This is a genomic window from Kitasatospora sp. NPDC002543 (assembly GCF_053594915.1).
Genome location: NZ_JBSFWR010000103.1, coordinates 1 through 17679, shown reverse-complemented (window position 1 = coordinate 17679; position 17679 = coordinate 1). Strand labels below are relative to the sequence as shown.

Genomic DNA, 17679 nt, shown 5'->3' with positions numbered 1-17679 from the left:
GCTGTGGTCTGAGGTGGGTGCGCGGCGGTGCGGACCGCCGCGGTGCGGCCGGCCGTCACATCGGCGGGTTGCCGTGCTTGCGGCTGGGCAGGTCGGCGTGCTTGGTGCGGAGCATGGCCAGGGCGGAAGCGATCACCTGGCGGGTCTCGGCGGGGTCGATGACGTCGTCCACGAGGCCGCGCTCGGCCGCGTAGTACGGGTGCATCAGCTCGCTCTTGTATTCCTTGATCTTCTGGGCGCGCATGGCGTCCGGGTCCTCGGCGGCGTTGATCTCGCGCCGGAAGATGACGTTGGCCGCGCCCTCGGCGCCCATCACGGCGATCTCGTTGGTCGGCCAGGCGTAGGACAGGTCGGCGCCGATCGAGCGGGAGTCCATCACGATGTAGGCGCCGCCGTAGGCCTTGCGCAGGATCAGCGAGATGCGCGGCACGGTGGCGTTGCAGTACGCGTACAGCAGCTTGGCGCCGTGGCGGATGATGCCGCCGTGCTCCTGGTCCACGCCGGGCAGGAAGCCGGGGACGTCGAGCAGGGTGACCAGCGGGATGTTGAAGGCGTCGCACATCTGGACGAAGCGGGCGGCCTTCTCGCTCGCGTTGATGTCCAGCACGCCGGCCAGCGACTGCGGCTGGTTGGCGATGATGCCGACGACGTGGCCGTCGATCCGGGCGAGCACGCAGAGCACGTTGGTGGCCCAGCGCTCGTGGACCTCCAGGTACTCGCCGTGGTCGACGACCTCCTCGATCACCTTGCGCATGTCGTACGGGCGGTTGCCGTCGGCGGGCACCAGGTCCAGCAGGCTGTCGTTGCGCCGGGCGACCGGGTCCTCGCTCACCACGGACGGCGGCATCTCGCGGTTGTTCTGCGGCAGCAGCGACAGGAGGTAGCGGACCTCCTCGATGCAGGACTGCTCGTCGTCGTAGACGAAGTGGGAGACGCCCGAGACGCCGGCGTGCACGTCCGCGCCGCCGAGGCCGTTCTGGGTGATCTTCTCGCCGGTCACGGCCTGGACCACGTCCGGGCCGGTGATGAACATCTGCGAGGTCTCGCGGACCATGAAGACGAAGTCGGTCAGCGCGGGGGAGTACGCGGCGCCGCCGGCGCACGGGCCGAGCATCACCGAGATCTGCGGGATGACGCCGGAGGCCTTGGTGTTGCGCTGGAAGATGCCGCCGTAGCCGGCCAGGGCGGTGACGCCCTCCTGGATGCGGGCGCCGGCGCCGTCGTTCAGCGAGACCAGCGGGGCGCCGGCCGCGATGGCCATGTCCATGATCTTGTGGATCTTCTGCGCGTGGGCCTCGCCCAGTGCGCCGCCGAAGATCCGGAAGTCGTGCGCGTAGGTGAAGACGGTGCGCCCGTGTACGGTGCCCCAGCCGACGATCACGCCGTCGGTGTGCGGCTTCTTGGCCTCCAGGCCGAAGCCCTGGGCGCGGTGCCGGCGCAGCGGCTCGACCTCCTGGAAGGAGCCCTCGTCCAGCAGCAGCTCGATGCGCTCGCGGGCGGTCAGCTTGCCCTTGGCGTGCTGGGCCTCGGTGGCCTTGTCGCTGGGGCCGCGGCGGACCTTCTCGCGCAGCTCGTGCAGCTCGGCGACCCGCCCGCGGGCGTCGGCCGGGACCTCCGGGACCTCGCCGTCGACCGGCGCCTCATGCACAACCGTCATCTCGAACCACTCCAAGGGTGAGGGAACTGTCCGACAGCCAACGTCTGCTGTGCCCCCGGCTGCGAATCACTTTCTTCACTTATGACTGTACGAGGGGCCGTGCGCTGGTTTCGGCGTCGATTCCGTACAAGGTCGAGTTCGTTTAGCTGTCAGGCCTGCACAGAAGCGGTCGGTTCGGTCAATGAGCGCTCGGTGTTCATTCGGATACCGGGGGTTGTCGAACAGATGATGGTCCGATGATCTGAGCATGAAGGAAAGCGCAGGTCAGGGCCGTCTTTCAGTAATGTAGGCCAGCCCTCTTGCGCCGCGCTCAAGGCCCGCTCAAGCCGGGTCGCCGACGGGCCGCCGTCCGGGTGAGGGCGTGCGGAGTCGTAGGGAAGCGCCAAAAACGCCGAAACCCACCCCGCACCGTGGGGGTGGGCTGTCCGGGCGAGCGGGCGGACCCGCTCCGATCAGCTCTTCCTGCCGTCCTCGGGCTCGTCGCCGTCGCGCAGCTCCCGCTCGCGGCGGCGCAGATCGGCCTCCCACTGCTTGAGCATGTCCTCGTGGTCTTTGTCGCTCTTCTTCAACGAGGCGAGGAACTCGGGGTCGTCGTCCGGGGCCAGCGGACGCCCGCCGCGCCGGGCGGCGCGGCCCGTGCGGTCGTCGGCCGGGTACCCCGGGTGGGCTCCGGCGGGCGCGGCCGACAGGAAGCCCCGCTGCTTGCCGGCGATCAGCCAGGCGATCGGGCCCAGCGGGGGGAAGAGCAGCACGATCAGCACCCAGACCACCTTGGGCAGGTGCTTCACCTCGTCCTCGGGCGTGGTCAGGCAGTCCACGAACGCCCAGACCCAGAGCGCGAGCGGCAGGATGATGGTCAGAAGAATCCTCAACACAGCTGGGATCTCCCCCGGGCGGCGACGGCGGCGGGCGCCTTCCAGGGGCCCTTGACAGAGCCAGGCTATCGGGTGGCGGATACTGACAGGCATGGCATACGACGATCTCCGCTCGTTTCTCCGGGCCCTCGACCGCGAGGGCGACCTCAAGCGCATCAAGGCGGAGGTGGACCCGCACCTGGAGGTCGGGGAGATCGTCGACCGGGTGCAGAAGGCCAAGGGTCCGGCGCTGCTCTTCGAGAACGTCAAGGGCTCGTCGATGCCGCTCGCGATGAACGTCTTCGGCACCGAGCGCCGGCTGGCCAAGGCGCTCGGCCTCAAGGGCCCGGACGACATCTCCGAGAAGATCGCCGGCCTGCTCAAGCCCGAGCTGCCGCAGGGCTTCACCGGCTTCCGGGACGCCTTCGGGAAGCTCGCCTCGATGGCGCACGTCCCGCCCCGGCACGTGAAGCCGGGCGACGCCCCGGTGCAGGAGGTCGTGCTCACCGGTGACGACGTCGACCTGGACGAGCTGCCCGCCCTCTTCACCTGGCCGATGGACGGCGGATCCTTCTTCAACCTGGGCCTGACCCACACCAAGGACCCGGACACCGGCGTCCGCAACCTGGGCCTCTACCGGCTCCAGCGGCACGACCGCCGCACCATCGGCATGCACTGGCAGATCCACAAGGACAGCCGCAACCACTACGCGGTGGCGGCCAAGCGCGGCGAGCGCCTCCCGGTCGCGATCGCCTTCGGCTGCCCCCCGGCCGTCACCTACGCGGCCACCGCGCCGCTGCCGGGCGACATCGACGAGTACCTCTTCGCCGGCTTCGTCGCCGGGGAGCGGGTCCGGATGGTCGACTGCAAGACGGTGCCGCTGCAGGTGCCGGCCGACGCCGAGGTGGTCCTGGAGGGCTGGCTGGAGCCCGGCGAGATGCTCCCCGAGGGCCCGTTCGGCGACCACACCGGCTTCTACACCCCGCAGGAGCCGTTCCCGGCGCTGAAGATCGACTGCGTGACGATGCGCCGCCGCCCGATCCTCCAGTCCATCGTGGTCGGCCGCCCGCCGACGGAGGACGGCCCGCTGGGCAAGTTCACCGAGCGGTTCTTCCTGCCGCTGTTGAAGATCATCATCCCGGACATCGTCGACTACGACCTGCCCGAGGCCGGCGGCTTCCACAACTGCGTGATCGTCTCGATCGACAAGAAGTACCCCAAGCACGCCCAGAAGACGATGCACGCGATCTGGGGCGCGCACATGATGTCGCTGACCAAGCTGATCATCGTGGTGGACTCCGACTGCGACGTGCACGACTACCAGGAAGTCGCCTGGCGGGCCTTCGGCAACGTCGACTACAGCCGCGACCTCACCGTGGTCGAGGGCCCCGTGGACCACCTGGACCACGCCTCGTACCAGCAGTTCTGGGGCGGCAAGGCCGGCATCGACGCCACCCGCAAGCTGCCCGAGGAGGGGTACACCCGGGACGGCGGCTGGCCCGAGATGGTGTCCTCGGACCCGGCGACCGCCGCCCTGGTGTCGCGCCGCTGGAAGGAGTACGGACTGTGAGCACGGCCGCCGCCGAGACCCCCGGGCGCACCAGGGCGTTCCTGCGCCTCGTGGTGTTCGAGCACTCGATCTTCGCCCTGCCCTTCGCCTACATCGCCGCGCTGACGGCGATGTTCCTCGCCGACCGGCGGGTGCACTGGAGCGAGCTGCTCGTCGTCACGGTCTGCATGGTCGGGCTGCGGACCTTCGCCATGGCCGCCAACCGGATCATCGACCGCGAGATCGACGCCCGGAACCCGCGGACCGCCACCCGCGAACTGGTCACCGGCGCCGTGTCGCTGCGGACCGCGTACGTCGGGTCCGCCGTCGCCCTGGTGGTCTTCCTCGGGGCGGCCGCGATGCTCAACCCGCTGTGCCTGGCGCTCGCGCCGGTCGCGGTGGTGCCGATGGTGGTCTACCCGTACGGCAAGCGGTTCACGAACTTCCCGCAGGCGATCCTGGGCCTGGCCCAGGCGATGGGGCCGGTCGGCGCCTGGCTCGCGGTGACGGGCAGCTGGTCCTGGGAGGCGGTCGTGCTGGGCGCGGCCGTCGGCATCTGGATCGGCGGCTTCGACCTCATCTACGCCTGCCAGGACGTCGAGTCCGACCGCGAGAACGGGGTCCGTTCGGTGCCCGCGCGGTACGGCGTCCCGGCGGCCATCCGGGGCGCGCGGGTGTGCCACGCCCTCACCACGCTGCTGCTGGGCTGGTTCGCGGTCCTGACGCACGCCGGAGCGGCGTTCTGGATCGGCCTGGCGGTCGTCGCGGGCGCGTTCGTGTACGAGCACACCATCGTCAAGCCGAACGACCTGTCGAAGCTCAACCGGGCGTTCTTCCAGACCAACAGCTTCGTGGGCGTCTCGCTGTTCTTCTTCGCGCTGGTGGACCTGGTCGTCCGCGGCCTCGGGGTCTGAGCGCGCTCAGCGGAACAGGGCGGCGTGGTCGTCCGCCCAGGCCCGGAAGCCGCGGGCGGGGTGGCCGGTGAGGTCCAGGACGGTGGTGGTGGCCGGCTCCGGGGCGGTGATCCGGGCCTGGATGAAGTCCAGCACTTCGTCGACGGCGGCCGGTGGCCGGCCCCCGGCGGACATCCGGCGACGGGCGGCCTCGCGGGTGATCTCCCGCCACTCGGCCGCCCGGCCGGCGGCCGCGCCGATGATCTCCACCTGCTCGGCCTGGGTGGGGCACTCCGGGCCGGTCAGCAGGTACCGGGCACCGTCGTGGCCGTCCTCGACCAGGGCCCGGACGGCGACCGCCGCGACGTCCCGCTCGTCCACCGGGTTCAGCCCGGCCGCGCCGCCGTAGCCCCGCACCGCGCCCCCGGCCCTGATCTCCGGCGCCCACTGCAGCGCGGCGGCGAAGCCGTGCGCCCGCAGCACCGTGTGCGGCACCCCGCTGCCGGCGAGCAGCGCCTCGACCGCGCCCTCCGGCCGGCCGGGGACGGCGGAGGACAGGAACACCACCCGCCCGACCTCCCGGGCGAGCACGCCCACGGCGTCCGTCGCCCCGTCCGCGGTCGGGAACGGCCATCCCAGCAGCACCGCGCGGGCGCCCTGCACCGCCGCCTCCAGCGTCGCCGGGGCGAGCAGGCCCCGATCGGGCAGCGTCCGCGCCCGCACCCCGGAGGCCGCGAGCTGAAGCCCGACGTGCCGTCCGACCGCCCCGGAGACGCCGATCACCAGCACCGGCGACGTGCCGTCCACTCGCTCATCTGTCATGTATCGAACGTAAGCGACGAGGGTGAGACGCCCCATGCTCGCGGGTCTCCGGTCCATGCGTCAGCGTCTACCCGGCCCGAGACCAGCGCGGACCCCACGGGCCTTGGCCCGCACGGAAGTCGGTAACGTGCCCGGTGTGACGGAGCTGACGGAACTGACGGAGCTGGTGCTGACCCCCGACGAGCGGGCCCGCGGGGTCCGGATCGACGAGGTGCTGTTCGGCCTGGACTGGACCGGCGAGGAGGAACCGGAGGAGCTGGCGGCGTTCGCGGCCGGCCGGGTCCGGGCCTTCGGGGCGGAGCCGGCGGGCGTCGACACCACCGCCGTCCGGCAGGCCGCCGAGGCCGACCCGGCGCTGCGCCGCGGTGACCTCCCGGTCCGCCAACTCGACCACTTGGCCGGGGTGCTGAGCGGTCTCGGCTGCACGCTCCTGCAGTGGCACAGCGGCACCGACGCCTACGAGCTGCTGGTCGCGCGGACCGGCGGGCAGGAGCCGGACGGCCTGCTGCACGAGGGCTTCCCGGTGCGGGCCTGGGGCTCGGCGTCCGAGGAGGTCCTGATCAGCCTGAACTGCCCGGACTGCGCGCGCACGCACGTCTGGGAACTGCCGCCGGACGAGACCCTGGCCGACGAGCGCTGCGACTGCGGGACCCCGCTGTTCGACGCCGCCGGTGACCCGCTGCCCGGCGTCACCCTCCACGACTGACGGCACCCACCGCCGCTCCCGGCTCCCCGGCGCTCAGCCGTCCAGCCGGGGCGCGTCCGTCCAGCCGGTGCCAGAGCTCCTGGTCGTTCATGATCACCGGATCATACGGAAGGCCCCGGGGCGGGCGGTGCGTCAGTCGTGCAGGAAGCCCTCCAGGGACACCGCCAGGGCCACCGGGGCCTCGTACATCGGGTAGTGCCCGGTGCCGGCGAGCTCCTCCAGTTCGGCGTTGGGGTAGTGGGTGAGGAAGGTGCCGCGCATCACCTCGGTGGAGAGGGCGAGGTCGTGCTCGCCGACGATGACCTTGACCGGCACGGGGTTGCCGTCGATCCGGGGCCGCAGGTCGGCGGTCGTCCAGTCGTGGACGTAGGTGCCGAAGGCCTTGACGGTGGAGAGCCGCAGGGACTGGTCGACCATGTGGTCCAGCCAGACCCGGCCGGCCCGTCGGCCGGTGACCAGGTCCAGGATGGCGAAGCGCTTCTCCCGGTCCTCGGCGGCGCCGTGGAACAGGGCCTCGGCCGCCTCGTCCATCGGGTACGGCCCGGCCGGCACCGGGGCCAGGCCGACCAGCTTGCGCACCCGCGACGGCGCCTCGGCGAGCACCTGCTGGGCCGCCTTGCCACCCATCGAGTGGCCGACCAGCGAGAAGCGGTCCCAGCCGAGCTGGTCGGCCAGGGCGAGCGCGTCGGAGGCGATCTCGGCGAGCGTGTACGCGCCGGCGGCGTCCTTGCGCTGCCCGTAGCCGCGGTAGTCGAGGAACGCGTAGCCGAAGGCGTCGCCGTCGAGGTAGTCGAGGAAGGGGCCCCAGCCCGCGCTGGTGCCGAACCAGTCGTGCAGGACCAGGACGTGGTGGTCGCCGGTGCCGATCAGGCGGTGAGGGATCGTCATGCCAACGGTCGTTCCCCGCGGACCGCCCGTCCGAACGGACGGTCCGCGGGGAATCGGTGGCGCTACTCCCCGCCGACCTCGGTCTCGTACTGCGCGGCCGTGAGCAGTTCCTTCAGCTCGGCGGCCTTGGAGGGCGTGATCTCGATGATCCAGCCGTCGCCGTACGGGTCGGAGTTGAGCGTTTCGGGATCGTCGCCCAGGTCGGTGTTGACCGCGGCGATCACCCCGGAGACCGGCGAGTAGAGCACGCTCACCGACTTGACCGACTCCACCGTGCCGAACTCCCAGCCGGCCTCGACCTTGCGGCCGACCTCGGGGAGTTCGACGAAGACGATGTCGCCGAGCTGCTTCTGCGCGTAGTCGGTGATGCCGACGCGGACCCGGTCCTTCCCCACCGTCTCCACCCACTCGTGCTCCCGGGTGTACGTGAGGTTCTTCGGGATGTTTGCCATGCGGTTCTCCTTGTGGCCGTTGCGTCCTGACGCCGAGTCAGGTGCGACGACGTGAAGCCTGCCGCAGACCCCGCCGCGCCGCCGCGACACTCACCCGATCGAGTGCGGTCGGGCGTCGCGCCGGGCGAAGGCCGGGGCGTGCTCGGGGAGCGGGCCCATGGCGATCAGCCGGGAGAGCCCCTGCCGGAAGCCGGGCACGAAGCGGGCCGCCAGCACCAGTCGGCGCGGCGGGCCGATCCGCCGGCCGCTGAGCACCGGTTCGAACATGAGGCTGTGCAGGACCCGCTGCATCCGCTGCATGATCACTGTCGGCCGCCACCGGCGCCGCTGCACCCGGGCGAGTGCCGCGGTGGTCGGGCGGCCGCGGCGCAGCGGTTCGGCGAGCAGGGTGGCGGCGGCGACGGCGTCCTGGATGGCGAGGTTGATGCCCACCCCGCCGGCCGGGGACATCGCGTGGGCGGCGTCGCCGATCAGCAGCAGCCCGTCGGCGTACCAGCGGTGCAGGCGGTTGAGCCGGGCGTCGAGCAGGTGGACGTCGTCCAGGGTGGCCAGCTGGTCGACCCGGTCGGCGTACCGGGGCAGCAGTGCGGCGATCCGGGCGCGGAAGCGTTCGACGCCCTCGGCGCGCACCTGCGGGTCGGAGCCCTTGGCCCGGAAGTAGCCGATCTGGAAGTAGTCGTCGCGGGTGAGGCTCAGGGCGATGTCGCCGTGCCCGAAGCCGGGGACGAGGTTGGGCGGCGCGGAGCGCTCGTGGGGGTGCCGGGGCAGCCGGAACCACCAGACGTCGAAGGGTATCGGGAACTCCCGGGGCACCAGGCCGGCCGCCCGGCGCAGGGTGGAGTGCCGGCCGTCGGCGGCGACGGTGAGGTCGGCGCGCAGCTCGCCCTCCTCGCCGTCCCCGGTGCGGTACCGGACGCCGGCCACCCGGCCGCCCTCGCGGAGCAGGCCGGTCGCCTCGGTGTTCATCCGCAGGGTGAAGGCGGGCTCCTGCCGGGCCTCCGCGACCAGGAAGTTCAGGAGGTCCCACTGCGGGATCATGGCGATGTAGTTGTACGGGGGCCGCATCCGGTCGTAGGCGCTGAGGGCGACGGGGCCCACGCCCGGCACCTGGACGACCAGGTTGCCGAGGCGGCTCTGCGGCAGGGCGGCGAACTTCTCGCCGAGGCCGAGTTCGTCCATCAGCCGCACGGTGGAGGCGTGGACGGTGTCCCCGCGGAAGTCGCGCAGGAAGTCCCCGTGCTTCTCCAGCACGGTCACCTCGACGCCGGCGCGCGCCAGCATCAGGCCCAGCATCATCCCGGCGGGGCCGCCGCCGGAGATCACGACGCTCATGGTTCTCCCCTTTCAGTGTTCGATCGATCACCGTCCGTGTGGAACCTGCATATATAGAATCTCTGGAACCGTTCCAGGTGTCAAGCAGTACGATGCTTCACATGAGAGAGCTGGTGACGGCCGCCCTCGCGGCCGCGAAGGAACGGGGCCAGGACGTCGCCGACGTCCCGCTGACGGCGATCGCCGCGGCGGCCGGGATCTCCCGCAGCACGCTGCTGCGCAGGCTCGGCGGCTCCCGGGCGGCGCTGGACGAGGCGGTCCGCGAGGCGGGCGTCGATCCGGGCGGACGGCCGCCGGTGCGCGAGCGCGCGATCGCGGCGGCGGCGGTGCTGGTGGCCGAGCGCGGCCTGGGTGAGGTCACCCTGGACGCGGTGGCGGACCGGGCCGACTGCTCGCTGCCCAGCCTGCACACCGTCTTCGAGGGGCGGGACGGCCTGTTCGCCGCCGTCTTCGAGCGGCACTCCGCGCTGCCCGACCTGGAGGCCCTCGCGGACGACCCGCCGGAGCACCTGGAGGACGTCGTGCGGGCGCTCCACGCCGTCTTCGTCGCGGCCTTCGCGCACGAGCCGCGGATCGTTCCGGCGGTCTTCGCCGACCTGCTCGGCCGGCCGGACGGCCCCGCCGCCCGGGTGATGGCCGTCAACCTGCCGAGGGCGCTCGACAGCCTGGACCGGCTGCTGCTGCCGCACGTGCGGGCCGGCCGGCTGAGACCGCTGCCGACGTCGGTGCTGGTCCAGCTGCTGCTCGGCCCGCTGCTCAACCACGTGCTGATGCGGCCGGTGCTGGAGGCCGTCCCGGGGGCCGGGCTGCCCTCGATGGAGGAGACCGTCGAGATCTTCGCGGACGCCTACCTGCGCGCGGTCGCCCTGCCCGCGGCGGAGTCCGGGGACGGCGCCGCCCCCGGACTCCGCGGCTGAGCGGGGCCGGCCCGTCCGCCGGCCGGGCGGTCAGCCCAGGGCGAGCCGGTCGCCGACCCGCAGCCGACCGGGCGCGGCGACCTCGGCGAGGGCGTCGAGCCGGCCGTCGTGGGCGTGCACGACGGCCTTGAGGATCTCGGGGGCGTGCGGCAGTCCGGGCTGCGGGGCGCCGCTCATCGCGCAGCGCTCGCTGGAGGCGACGAAGGAGAGCCGGGCGCTGCCGGGGGCCTCGGCGGAGGCGAGGCGGCCGAGCCAGGTGTCCTCGACGAACGGCGGGGTGCCGGGCGGGGTGCGCAGCACGATGTTGGGGCGGAAGCGGCGTTCGTCGACGACGGCGAAGGGGACGGCCTCGCGGGCCCAGTCCAGGGTGGCCGTGCTGAGCACGCTGACCGGGAGCCGGTCGAAGTGCGAGACGGCGTCCTCGCGGGCGAGTTCGACGTCCTCGCGCTGGAGGTAGGCGCGCAGGAAGGCGTTCGGCCGGTCGACCGGGCGGCCGAGCGGATCGAACAGCTCGGGGCCGTCGATCCGGTGGCCGAGCCGGGCGGAGAGGCGGAGCAGGCCGTCCATCCGGCGGAAGCGGCGGGTGTTCTTGCCCGAGCCGAGCTTCCCGGCCGCGTCGCGGACGGCGTACAGGCGGTCGCCGGCCAGGCCGCGTTCGTCCACCTCGACGGAGTCGAGCCGCTCGCCGCCGGTGGATTTCACGGGGTAGCGCCAGATTCGCTCGATCACTCCGATGATCTCAGCCATGGCCGGAAAGCGTACTGGCGTTGACGGGGGATGGTCTAGACCAAGTGCGGTGAGGTTACCCGCCGGTTCAGCCCAGCCGGGCCACCGCCCGCACCGGTGCGCCGTCCGCCGCGACCAGCCGCAGCGGGAACAGCGAGACCTCCACCGGCCGCCCCGCCTCCTGGGCCGCCAGCAGCGGCCGCAGGTCGGTCAGGTTCTCGGCGATCACCCCGCCGCCGGACGCCCCCAGCAGTACCCGGTGGGCGGCGAGCGTGGGCTCGTCGGCGGCGCCGGGGTCGTGCTCGTCGGTGAGGTCCGCGAGCAGCGCGGCCACCGCCGGATCGCCCGGGCCCGGGTCGGGGGTCGGATCGACGCTGAGCGCGTCCACCCCGACCGTCCGCACCCCGGCGGCGACGATCGCCTCGGCGGCGGCCGGGGTCAGGCTGGGGTGGGCGAGGTAGGCGTCGGTGCCCCAGTGCCGGGCCCAGCCGGTGGCCAGCAGCAGCACGGTGCCCTCACCGGCCCGCTCCAGGGCCGGCGCCAGCAGCCCGGGGGTGACGGCCGCCCGGGGCTCCAGCCCGCGCAGGTCGGCGACCACGGCCGGGCCGGTGAACCGCTCCAGCGGCAGCCCGTCCAGGGTCGGCCAGGTGACGTCCACGTGGTACGGCGCGTCCACGTGCGTCCCGGACTGCGAGCCGAGGTGCAGGGCCAGCACGTTCACCCCGGCGGTGGCCGTGGTGAGCGCGGGCTCCAGCAGGACGGCCGGATCGCCGGGGTAGACCGGCATCGCGGTGGTCACCTGATGGGTGAGGTCGACGAGGGTCGCTGCCATGCGCCCATCCTCCCAGCCCCCGTCCGCCCCGTGGACCCCTCGACCGGACCGGGTCGCCGCGCCCGCCCGGCCCGGCCGCCGCCCCGGCCCGGTCCGGTGCGGAGGGCGGGGTGAACGAACCGGACGAAGCCGGATAGAAATGCCCCATGGGAACTGCGAAGCGTCAGCCGTGGGTGGTCGGGGTCTCGGGCGCGTCGGGGACGCCGTACGCGGCCTCGGTGATCCGTGCGCTGCTGGCCGCCGGCGAGGCGGTGGACCTGATCGTCAGCCGCGCCGCCCGGCTCACCATCCTGGACGAGACCGGCATCTCCTTCCGGGACGCCCACTGGCGCGCCGACCTGGCCGCCTGGCTCGGGAGCGACGAGGGCCTGGACGACGTCCGCTACTGGCCCGCCGGGGACTTCGCGGCCGGCCCGTCCAGCGGCTCCTACCCGGCCAAGGGCATGCTCGTGGTGCCCGCGACCACCGGCGCGGTCGCCGGGATCGCGCTCGGACTGAGCAAGGACCTGCTGCAGCGCGTCGCCAGCGTCACCCTCAAGGAGCGCCGCCCGCTCGTCGTCTGCGTGCGCGAGACACCACTCAACGGGGTGACGTTGAAGCACTTGGTGGAGCTCGACGCACAGGGGGCGGTCGTGCTGCCCGCCTCACCCGGTTTCTACGCCGGTGGCTCCACCGTGCGCGAACTCGTGGATTTCGTGGCCGGACGGGTGCTGGACGCCGTCGACGTGCCGCATTCCCTGTACCTGCGCTGGGAGGGCGAGTTGGGGGCGGCGGGCCGCAGGACGGCCGCCGCGGACGGCACTCCGGCTGAGGGGGAGTAAGGAGACCGGGCGCGGGAGAGTATCTTCTCTGCGATATCCGGGTCGTTCGGCGCGCAGCGCCTTTGAATCCGGATAATGATCTGTGGGTCTGGTGAGGTTCGGAAGGACGCGGACGGTATATGGACACGGTGGACAGACAGCTCATCCAGGCGCTCCGGGAGAACGGCCGCGCGTCCTACGCCGAGTTGGGCCGTCTCGTCGGGCTCTCCGGCCCGAGCGTCACGGACCGGATCAACCGCCTGGAGCAGGCCGGGGTCATCACCGGCTACCGGGCGACGGTCAACCCGGCTTCGCTCGGCTTCGGCGTCACGGCCCTGATCGGCCTTCAGCTCACGGACGCCGCCGACCACGAGGACGTGGCGTTCCGGCTGAAGGACCTCAACGAGGTCGAGGACTGCTGGTTCATCGCCGGTGACGACTCCTACATGCTGAAGGTCAGGGTGGCCGACGTGGCCGGCCTGGAGTCGGTGGTGAAGCGGATCTCGGGCACGAAGGGCGTGGCCCGGACCCGCACCACCGTCGTACTCTCCACCAAGTGGGAAAACCGGGTGAGTGAACTTCCTCCTGTAGGAGAGTGACGTATGGCGCTGGTCGGTCTGGAGGAGCTGCGTGCGGCTCGGCAGCGGATCACGGGGGTCGCCGTGCGCACCCCACTGGTTCCCGCCCCCTGGGCGGCCGAGGGTGAACGGCGGCTCTGGCTGAAGCCCGAGAACCTCCAGCCGACCGGGGCCTTCAAGACCCGCGGCGCCTACAACCGGCTGGCCGCCCTCACCGAGGACGAGCGCTCCCGGGGCGTGGTCGCCCAGTCCAGCGGCAACCACGCCCAGGCGGTGGCGTACGCGGCCCGGGAGCTCGGCATCAAGGCCGTGATCGTGATGCCGGACACCTCGCCCGCGGTGAAGGTGGAGGCCACCCGCTCGTTCGGCGCCGAGGTGATCGTGGTCGCGCCGGAGGAGCGGGACACCCTGCCCGGCGAGCTGGCCGCGAAGCACGGCTACGTCTGGGTGCCCCCGTACGACGACCCGTACATCATCGCGGGTCAGGGCACGGTCGGCCTGGAGATCGCCGAGGACGCCCCCGCCGAGCTGGACACCGTGCTGGTGCCGGTCAGCGGCGGCGGCCTGATCGGCGGGACGGCGGCCGCGCTCAAGCTCACCCGCCCCGGCATCCGGGTGATCGGCGTGGAGCCCGAGCTGGCCGCCGACGCCCGGGCCAGCCTGCGGGCCGGCCGCCGGGTCGAGTGGCCGGTCGCCGACACCTACCGGACCATCGCGGACGGGCTGCGCACCCCGTCGCTCGGCGTGCTGCCGTTCGAGCACGTCACGGCCTACGTGGACGACATCGTCACCGTCACCGAGGACGAGATCCGGGCCACCGTGGCCGTGCTGGCCCGCCGCGGCCGGCTGGTCGCCGAACCCTCCGGGGCCGTCGCCCCGGCGGCCTACTTCCACCGCGCCGCCGAGACCGGGGGCCAGGCGGTGGCGGCCGTGGTCAGCGGTGGGAACATCGACCCGGCACTGCTCGCCGAGCTGCTGTCGGCATAGGCGTACGCTCGTTCCGGCAAGGAATCGAAGTCGGAGGAGGCGGGGCACCGCATGGACGCAGGGCTCAAGCGCGAGCTGGAGGCGAAGGTCTACGCGGGTGAGCGGCTGACCCGCGAGGACGGGATCGCGCTCTACGAGAGCGACGACCTGGCCTGGCTGGGCGGGCTGGCCCACCACGTGCGGACGAAGAAGAACGGCGACGTCGTCCACTTCAACGTCAACCGCCACCTCAACATGACCAACGTGTGCAACGCGTCCTGCGCGTACTGCTCGTTCCAGCGCAAGCCGGGCGAGAAGGACGCGTACACGATGCGCATCGAGGAGGCCGTCCGCCTCGCCAAGGCGATGGAGAGCGAGTCCCTCACCGAGCTGCACATCGTGAACGGCCTGCATCCGACCCTGCCGTGGCGCTACTACCCGCGCTCGCTGCGGGAGCTGAAGGCGGCCCTGCCGAACGTCTCGCTGAAGGCCTTCACCGCCACCGAGATCCACTGGTTCGAGAAGATCAGCGGCCTGTCCGCCGACGAGATCATGGACGAGCTGATCGACGCCGGTCTGGAGTCGCTGACCGGCGGCGGCGCGGAGATCTTCGACTGGGAGGTCCGCCAGCACATCGTCGACCACGACACCCACTGGGAGGACTGGTCGCGGATCCACCGCCTCGCGCACAGCAAGGGCCTCAAGACGCCGGCCACCATGCTGTACGGCCACATCGAGGAGCCCCGCCACCGGGTGGACCACGTGCTGCGGCTGCGCGAGCTCCAGGACGAGACCGGCGGCTTCCAGGTCTTCATCCCGCTGCGCTACCAGCACGACTTCCACGACTCCAAGGACGGCGTCGTGCGCAACAAGCTGATGGCCCGCACGGAGATGGCCACCGGCGCCGAGGCGCTGAAGACCTTCGCGGTCTCCCGGCTGCTCTTCGACAACGTCCCGCACGTCAAGGTCTTCTGGGTGATGCACGGCGTCACCACCGCCCAGCTGGCGCTCAGCCACGGCGCGGACGACATGGACGGCTCGGTGGTCGAGTACAAGATCACCCACGACGCGGACAACTTCGGCACCCCGAACAAGCTCGGCCGCGACGACCTGCTCGGGCTGATCCGCGACGCCGGCTTCCGCCCGGTGGAGCGCAACACCCGCTACGAGGTCATCCGCGAGTACGAGGGCCCGGACCCGATGCGCCGTGAGGCCCCGCAGGCGATGCGCCTCTGACCCCGTCCCACCCGCGCGACTCCCCGCCGCCCCGGCCGTTCCCGGCCCGGGCGGCGGTCGTCTTCACCGCCTCCGCACGGGGCCCGGGTTTACCAACGGGTATGGCGTTTGGCAGGATCGACGGCATGTCCGGTTCTGATCGTGCCACCGCGTACCCGCCGCACCAGCCGATGCAGGGGCCGGTGGACCCGATGCCGCAGCAGCAGTACGAGGGCGACGGGTCGTACCGGCAGCCGGTCCAGCAGGGCTACCACCAGGGCGAGTACCAGCCGTACGGGCAGAGCCCCGACGGGTACTACGAGGTCTACGAGCAGCCGTTCCGGCCGTACGGTGCGGAGCCCGCCCCGGAGCCCGTCCACTACGCCGCGGCCGCTCCCGAGCTGGTCCACCCCGGGGCCGCCCGGTACGAGCCCGTCTCCTACGAGCCCGAGCCCTACGACCCCGCGTCCTACGAGCCCGCGTCCTACGAGCCCGAGCCCGTGGTGCTTGCCGCCGCGCCCGTGGCGCCCGTGGCGGGCGCCCGGACCGCCGCGCGGGGACGGCGGCGCAAGGCCAAGCAGAAACGTCACGGCAAGGCCGTGATGGCCGGCACCGCCCTCCTGGTCGCCGCCACCGCCGGCTGGTACGCCGTCGGGCCGGACGGCGCCAAGCCCGGCGTCACCGCCGCCGACGGCCCCGGCCCGGAGGGCGTCAGCAAGCCCGACCAGCCCGCCCCGGCCCCCGCGGCCGCCCAGGCCGCCTCCGACCGGCACGCCGCGGCCCCGGCCGCCGACCGCAGCCAGACCCGCCCGGACGGCTCGGTCGCCGCGATACCCGGCCTCGGCGCGGCCTTCACCGCGAAGATCCCCGCGCAGACCGCCCAGGTCGTCGTCGCCAGCGGTCAGGACAAGAACACCGACAAGAACACCGTCGTCCTCTGGAGCCGCACCCCCGAGGGCCGCTGGCTGGCCGGCGAGACCTGGCAGGGCCACAACGGCAAGAACGGCTGGACCACCGATCACAACGAGGGCGACCTGCGCAGCCCGATCGGCGTGTTCGAGCTCACCGACGCGGGCGGCCGCAAGGCGGACCCGGGAAGCAAGCTCCCGTACGACAAGGACCCGAGCTTCGTGGTCTCCGGCACGGGCTTCTTCGGCGACCAGCTGGCCGGCTCCTTCGACTACGTCGTCGCGATCAACTACAACCGCGTCGCCGGCAACTCCCCGCTCGACCCGCGCCGCCCGATGGGCTCCAAGAAGGGCGGCGGCATCTGGCTCCACGTGGACCACGACGGCCCGACCCACGGCTGCGTGTCGATCCCCGAGGACAAGATGGCCCAGCTGATCCGTACCCTGGACCCGAACGCCCATCCGGTCATCGTGATGGGCGACGCCACCGCGCTGGCCGCCTGACCTCCGGGGAAGCGGAACCCGGGCCTCGCAAGGGTCCTTGTCCACCTCCTACAGATCGCGGGGGCGGATCCTGTCGCCGGTCATACCATGCTGACCAGCGGGTAACCCGGTTCCATGGCAGTATGAGCGGTTCCCGCATTGTGGCACTCGGCCACTACCAGCCCCCCAAGGTCCTCACCAACAGCGACCTGACGGCGCTCGTCGACACCGATGACGAGTGGATCCGCACCCGGGTGGGCATCCGCACCCGGCACATCGCCGAGGACGAGACCCTGGTCGACCTCGCGACCGAGGCCGCGCAGAAGGCGCTCGCCAACAGCGGCCGGACGGCGGACGAGATCGACCTGGTCGTGGTCGCCACCTGCACCGCGATCGAACGCAGCCCCAACACCGCGGCCGCCGTGGCGGCCCGGCTGGGCGTGCGCTCGCCCGCCGCGTACGACATCAACACGGTCTGCTCCGGCTTCTCGTACGCCCTGGCCACCGCCGACCACGCGATCCGGGCCGGCTCGGCCCGCCGCGCCCTGGTGATCGGCGCCGAGCGGATGTCCGACACCCTCGACTGGACCGACCGCTCCACCTGCGTGATCTTCGGCGACGGCGCGGGCGCCGCGGTGGTCGAGGCCCAGGACGAGGGCACCGAACCCGGTATCGGGCCGGTGGTCTGGGGCTCCGAGCCGGAGCGGGGCGACGCCGTGGTGATCACCGGCTGGGACCCGGTGATCAGCCAGCAGGGCCAGTCGGTCTTCCGCTGGGCCACCACCCAGCTCGCCCCGCTGGCCCGCCAGGCCTGCGAGCGGGCCGGGATCGACCCCTCCGAGCTGAAGGGCTTCGTCCCGCACCAGGCCAACCTGCGGATCATCGACGCGATCGCCGGCAAGCTGGGCCTCGGCGAGGACGCCGTGGTGGCCCGGGACGTGGTCCACTCCGGCAACACCTCTGCCGCCTCCATCCCGCTGGCCTTCTCCAAGCTGGTCGAGCGCGGCCGACGCCCTCCCGCCGGGCAACGGCGGGAACGGCACCACGCGCAACGGGAACAGAGGGGCGAACGAGCCGCCATGGCAGGCGAATCCACCACGC

18 protein-coding genes are annotated in these 17679 nt (G+C 72.5%); 10 read left to right on the top strand and 8 right to left on the bottom strand.

Features of this window, described 5'->3' with window-relative positions; translation table 11 throughout:
- Window positions 1-55: 55 nt before the first annotated feature.
- Both ACWD4P_RS31160 and ACWD4P_RS31155 read right to left on the bottom strand, forming a co-directional pair.
- Window positions 56-1657 (bottom strand): acyl-CoA carboxylase subunit beta, encoded by a 1602-nt coding sequence (locus ACWD4P_RS31160; protein WP_359822688.1) that lies wholly within the window; start codon window positions 1655-1657, stop codon window positions 56-58.
- Window positions 1658-2109: 452 nt separating this feature from the next.
- On the bottom strand, window positions 2110-2532 hold the full coding sequence (locus ACWD4P_RS31155; RefSeq protein WP_359822691.1) for a PLD nuclease N-terminal domain-containing protein: 423 nt from the start codon (window positions 2530-2532) through the stop codon (window positions 2110-2112).
- A gap of 91 nt (window positions 2533-2623) precedes the next feature.
- On the opposite strand from ACWD4P_RS31155, the gene ACWD4P_RS31150 reads away from it, so the two are divergent.
- Together ACWD4P_RS31150 and mqnP are read left to right on the top strand one after the other, a co-directional pair.
- Entirely contained in the window at window positions 2624-4081 is a 1458-nt protein-coding gene (locus tag ACWD4P_RS31150; protein ID WP_359822694.1) for a menaquinone biosynthesis decarboxylase, read from the top strand.
- Entirely contained in the window at window positions 4060-4974 is a 915-nt protein-coding gene (gene mqnP / locus ACWD4P_RS31145) for a menaquinone biosynthesis prenyltransferase MqnP (RefSeq protein ID WP_449781968.1), read from the top strand. The genes ACWD4P_RS31150 and mqnP overlap by 22 nt, the downstream gene beginning before the upstream one ends.
- A gap of 6 nt (window positions 4975-4980) precedes the next feature.
- Here mqnP and ACWD4P_RS31140 read toward each other — a convergent pair whose 3' ends face one another.
- Entirely contained in the window at window positions 4981-5775 is a 795-nt protein-coding gene (locus tag ACWD4P_RS31140; protein ID WP_449781963.1) for a hypothetical protein, read from the bottom strand.
- A 136-nt stretch (window positions 5776-5911) separates the two neighbouring features.
- Between ACWD4P_RS31140 and ACWD4P_RS31135 the strand changes: the two genes are divergently transcribed.
- The gene (locus tag ACWD4P_RS31135) at window positions 5912-6481 is read left to right on the top strand and encodes a hypothetical protein (protein ID WP_449781962.1); all 570 of its coding nucleotides are present in this window, start codon (window positions 5912-5914) and stop codon (window positions 6479-6481) included.
- Window positions 6482-6613: 132 nt separating this feature from the next.
- Here ACWD4P_RS31135 and ACWD4P_RS31130 read toward each other — a convergent pair whose 3' ends face one another.
- The 3 genes from ACWD4P_RS31130 to ACWD4P_RS31120 all read right to left on the bottom strand — a co-directional run bounded on the left by ACWD4P_RS31130 (window position 6614) and on the right by ACWD4P_RS31120 (window position 9153).
- On the bottom strand, window positions 6614-7369 hold the full coding sequence (locus tag ACWD4P_RS31130; protein WP_359822700.1) for an alpha/beta fold hydrolase: 756 nt from the start codon (window positions 7367-7369) through the stop codon (window positions 6614-6616).
- A gap of 62 nt (window positions 7370-7431) precedes the next feature.
- Window positions 7432-7821: a glycine cleavage system protein GcvH gene (gcvH, locus tag ACWD4P_RS31125; protein ID WP_359822703.1), complete on the bottom strand. Its 390-nt coding sequence runs from the start codon at window positions 7819-7821 to the stop codon at window positions 7432-7434.
- 90 nt (window positions 7822-7911) lie between these two features.
- The gene (locus tag ACWD4P_RS31120; RefSeq protein WP_449781961.1) at window positions 7912-9153 is read right to left on the bottom strand and encodes an FAD-dependent oxidoreductase; all 1242 of its coding nucleotides are present in this window, start codon (window positions 9151-9153) and stop codon (window positions 7912-7914) included.
- Between the two features lie 101 nt (window positions 9154-9254).
- Between ACWD4P_RS31120 and ACWD4P_RS31115 the strand changes: the two genes are divergently transcribed.
- Window positions 9255-10070, top strand: a complete 816-nt coding sequence (locus ACWD4P_RS31115; protein ID WP_449781960.1) for a TetR/AcrR family transcriptional regulator — start codon at window positions 9255-9257, stop codon at window positions 10068-10070.
- Between the two features lie 30 nt (window positions 10071-10100).
- On the opposite strand, the gene ACWD4P_RS31110 is transcribed toward ACWD4P_RS31115, so the two are convergent.
- Both ACWD4P_RS31110 and ACWD4P_RS31105 read right to left on the bottom strand, forming a co-directional pair.
- Entirely contained in the window at window positions 10101-10817 is a 717-nt protein-coding gene (locus tag ACWD4P_RS31110) for an MOSC domain-containing protein (protein ID WP_359822711.1), read from the bottom strand.
- Between the two features lie 67 nt (window positions 10818-10884).
- The gene (locus ACWD4P_RS31105; RefSeq protein ID WP_359822714.1) at window positions 10885-11628 is read right to left on the bottom strand and encodes a cyclase family protein; all 744 of its coding nucleotides are present in this window, start codon (window positions 11626-11628) and stop codon (window positions 10885-10887) included.
- 146 nt (window positions 11629-11774) lie between these two features.
- On the opposite strand from ACWD4P_RS31105, the gene ACWD4P_RS31100 reads away from it, so the two are divergent.
- From ACWD4P_RS31100 to ACWD4P_RS31075, 6 genes are all read left to right on the top strand, one after another.
- Window positions 11775-12449, top strand: a complete 675-nt coding sequence (locus tag ACWD4P_RS31100; RefSeq protein WP_359822717.1) for a UbiX family flavin prenyltransferase — start codon at window positions 11775-11777, stop codon at window positions 12447-12449.
- Between the two features lie 119 nt (window positions 12450-12568).
- Entirely contained in the window at window positions 12569-13027 is a 459-nt protein-coding gene (locus ACWD4P_RS31095; RefSeq protein WP_030055719.1) for an Lrp/AsnC family transcriptional regulator, read from the top strand.
- A 3-nt stretch (window positions 13028-13030) separates the two neighbouring features.
- A complete protein-coding gene (locus ACWD4P_RS31090; protein ID WP_359822719.1) occupies window positions 13031-13993 on the top strand; it encodes a threonine ammonia-lyase in 963 nt (320 codons plus the stop codon).
- Between the two features lie 51 nt (window positions 13994-14044).
- Window positions 14045-15208 carry an aminofutalosine synthase MqnE gene (mqnE, locus tag ACWD4P_RS31085; RefSeq protein WP_359822722.1) on the top strand — a complete coding sequence of 388 codons (1164 nt, stop codon included), beginning with the start codon at window positions 14045-14047 and terminating at the stop codon, window positions 15206-15208.
- A gap of 125 nt (window positions 15209-15333) precedes the next feature.
- Window positions 15334-16599: a L,D-transpeptidase family protein gene (locus ACWD4P_RS31080; protein WP_449781959.1), complete on the top strand. Its 1266-nt coding sequence runs from the start codon at window positions 15334-15336 to the stop codon at window positions 16597-16599.
- A gap of 122 nt (window positions 16600-16721) precedes the next feature.
- Window positions 16722-17679: beta-ketoacyl-ACP synthase III (locus ACWD4P_RS31075; protein ID WP_449781958.1), on the top strand; the 958-nt coding region annotated here is incomplete at its 3' end.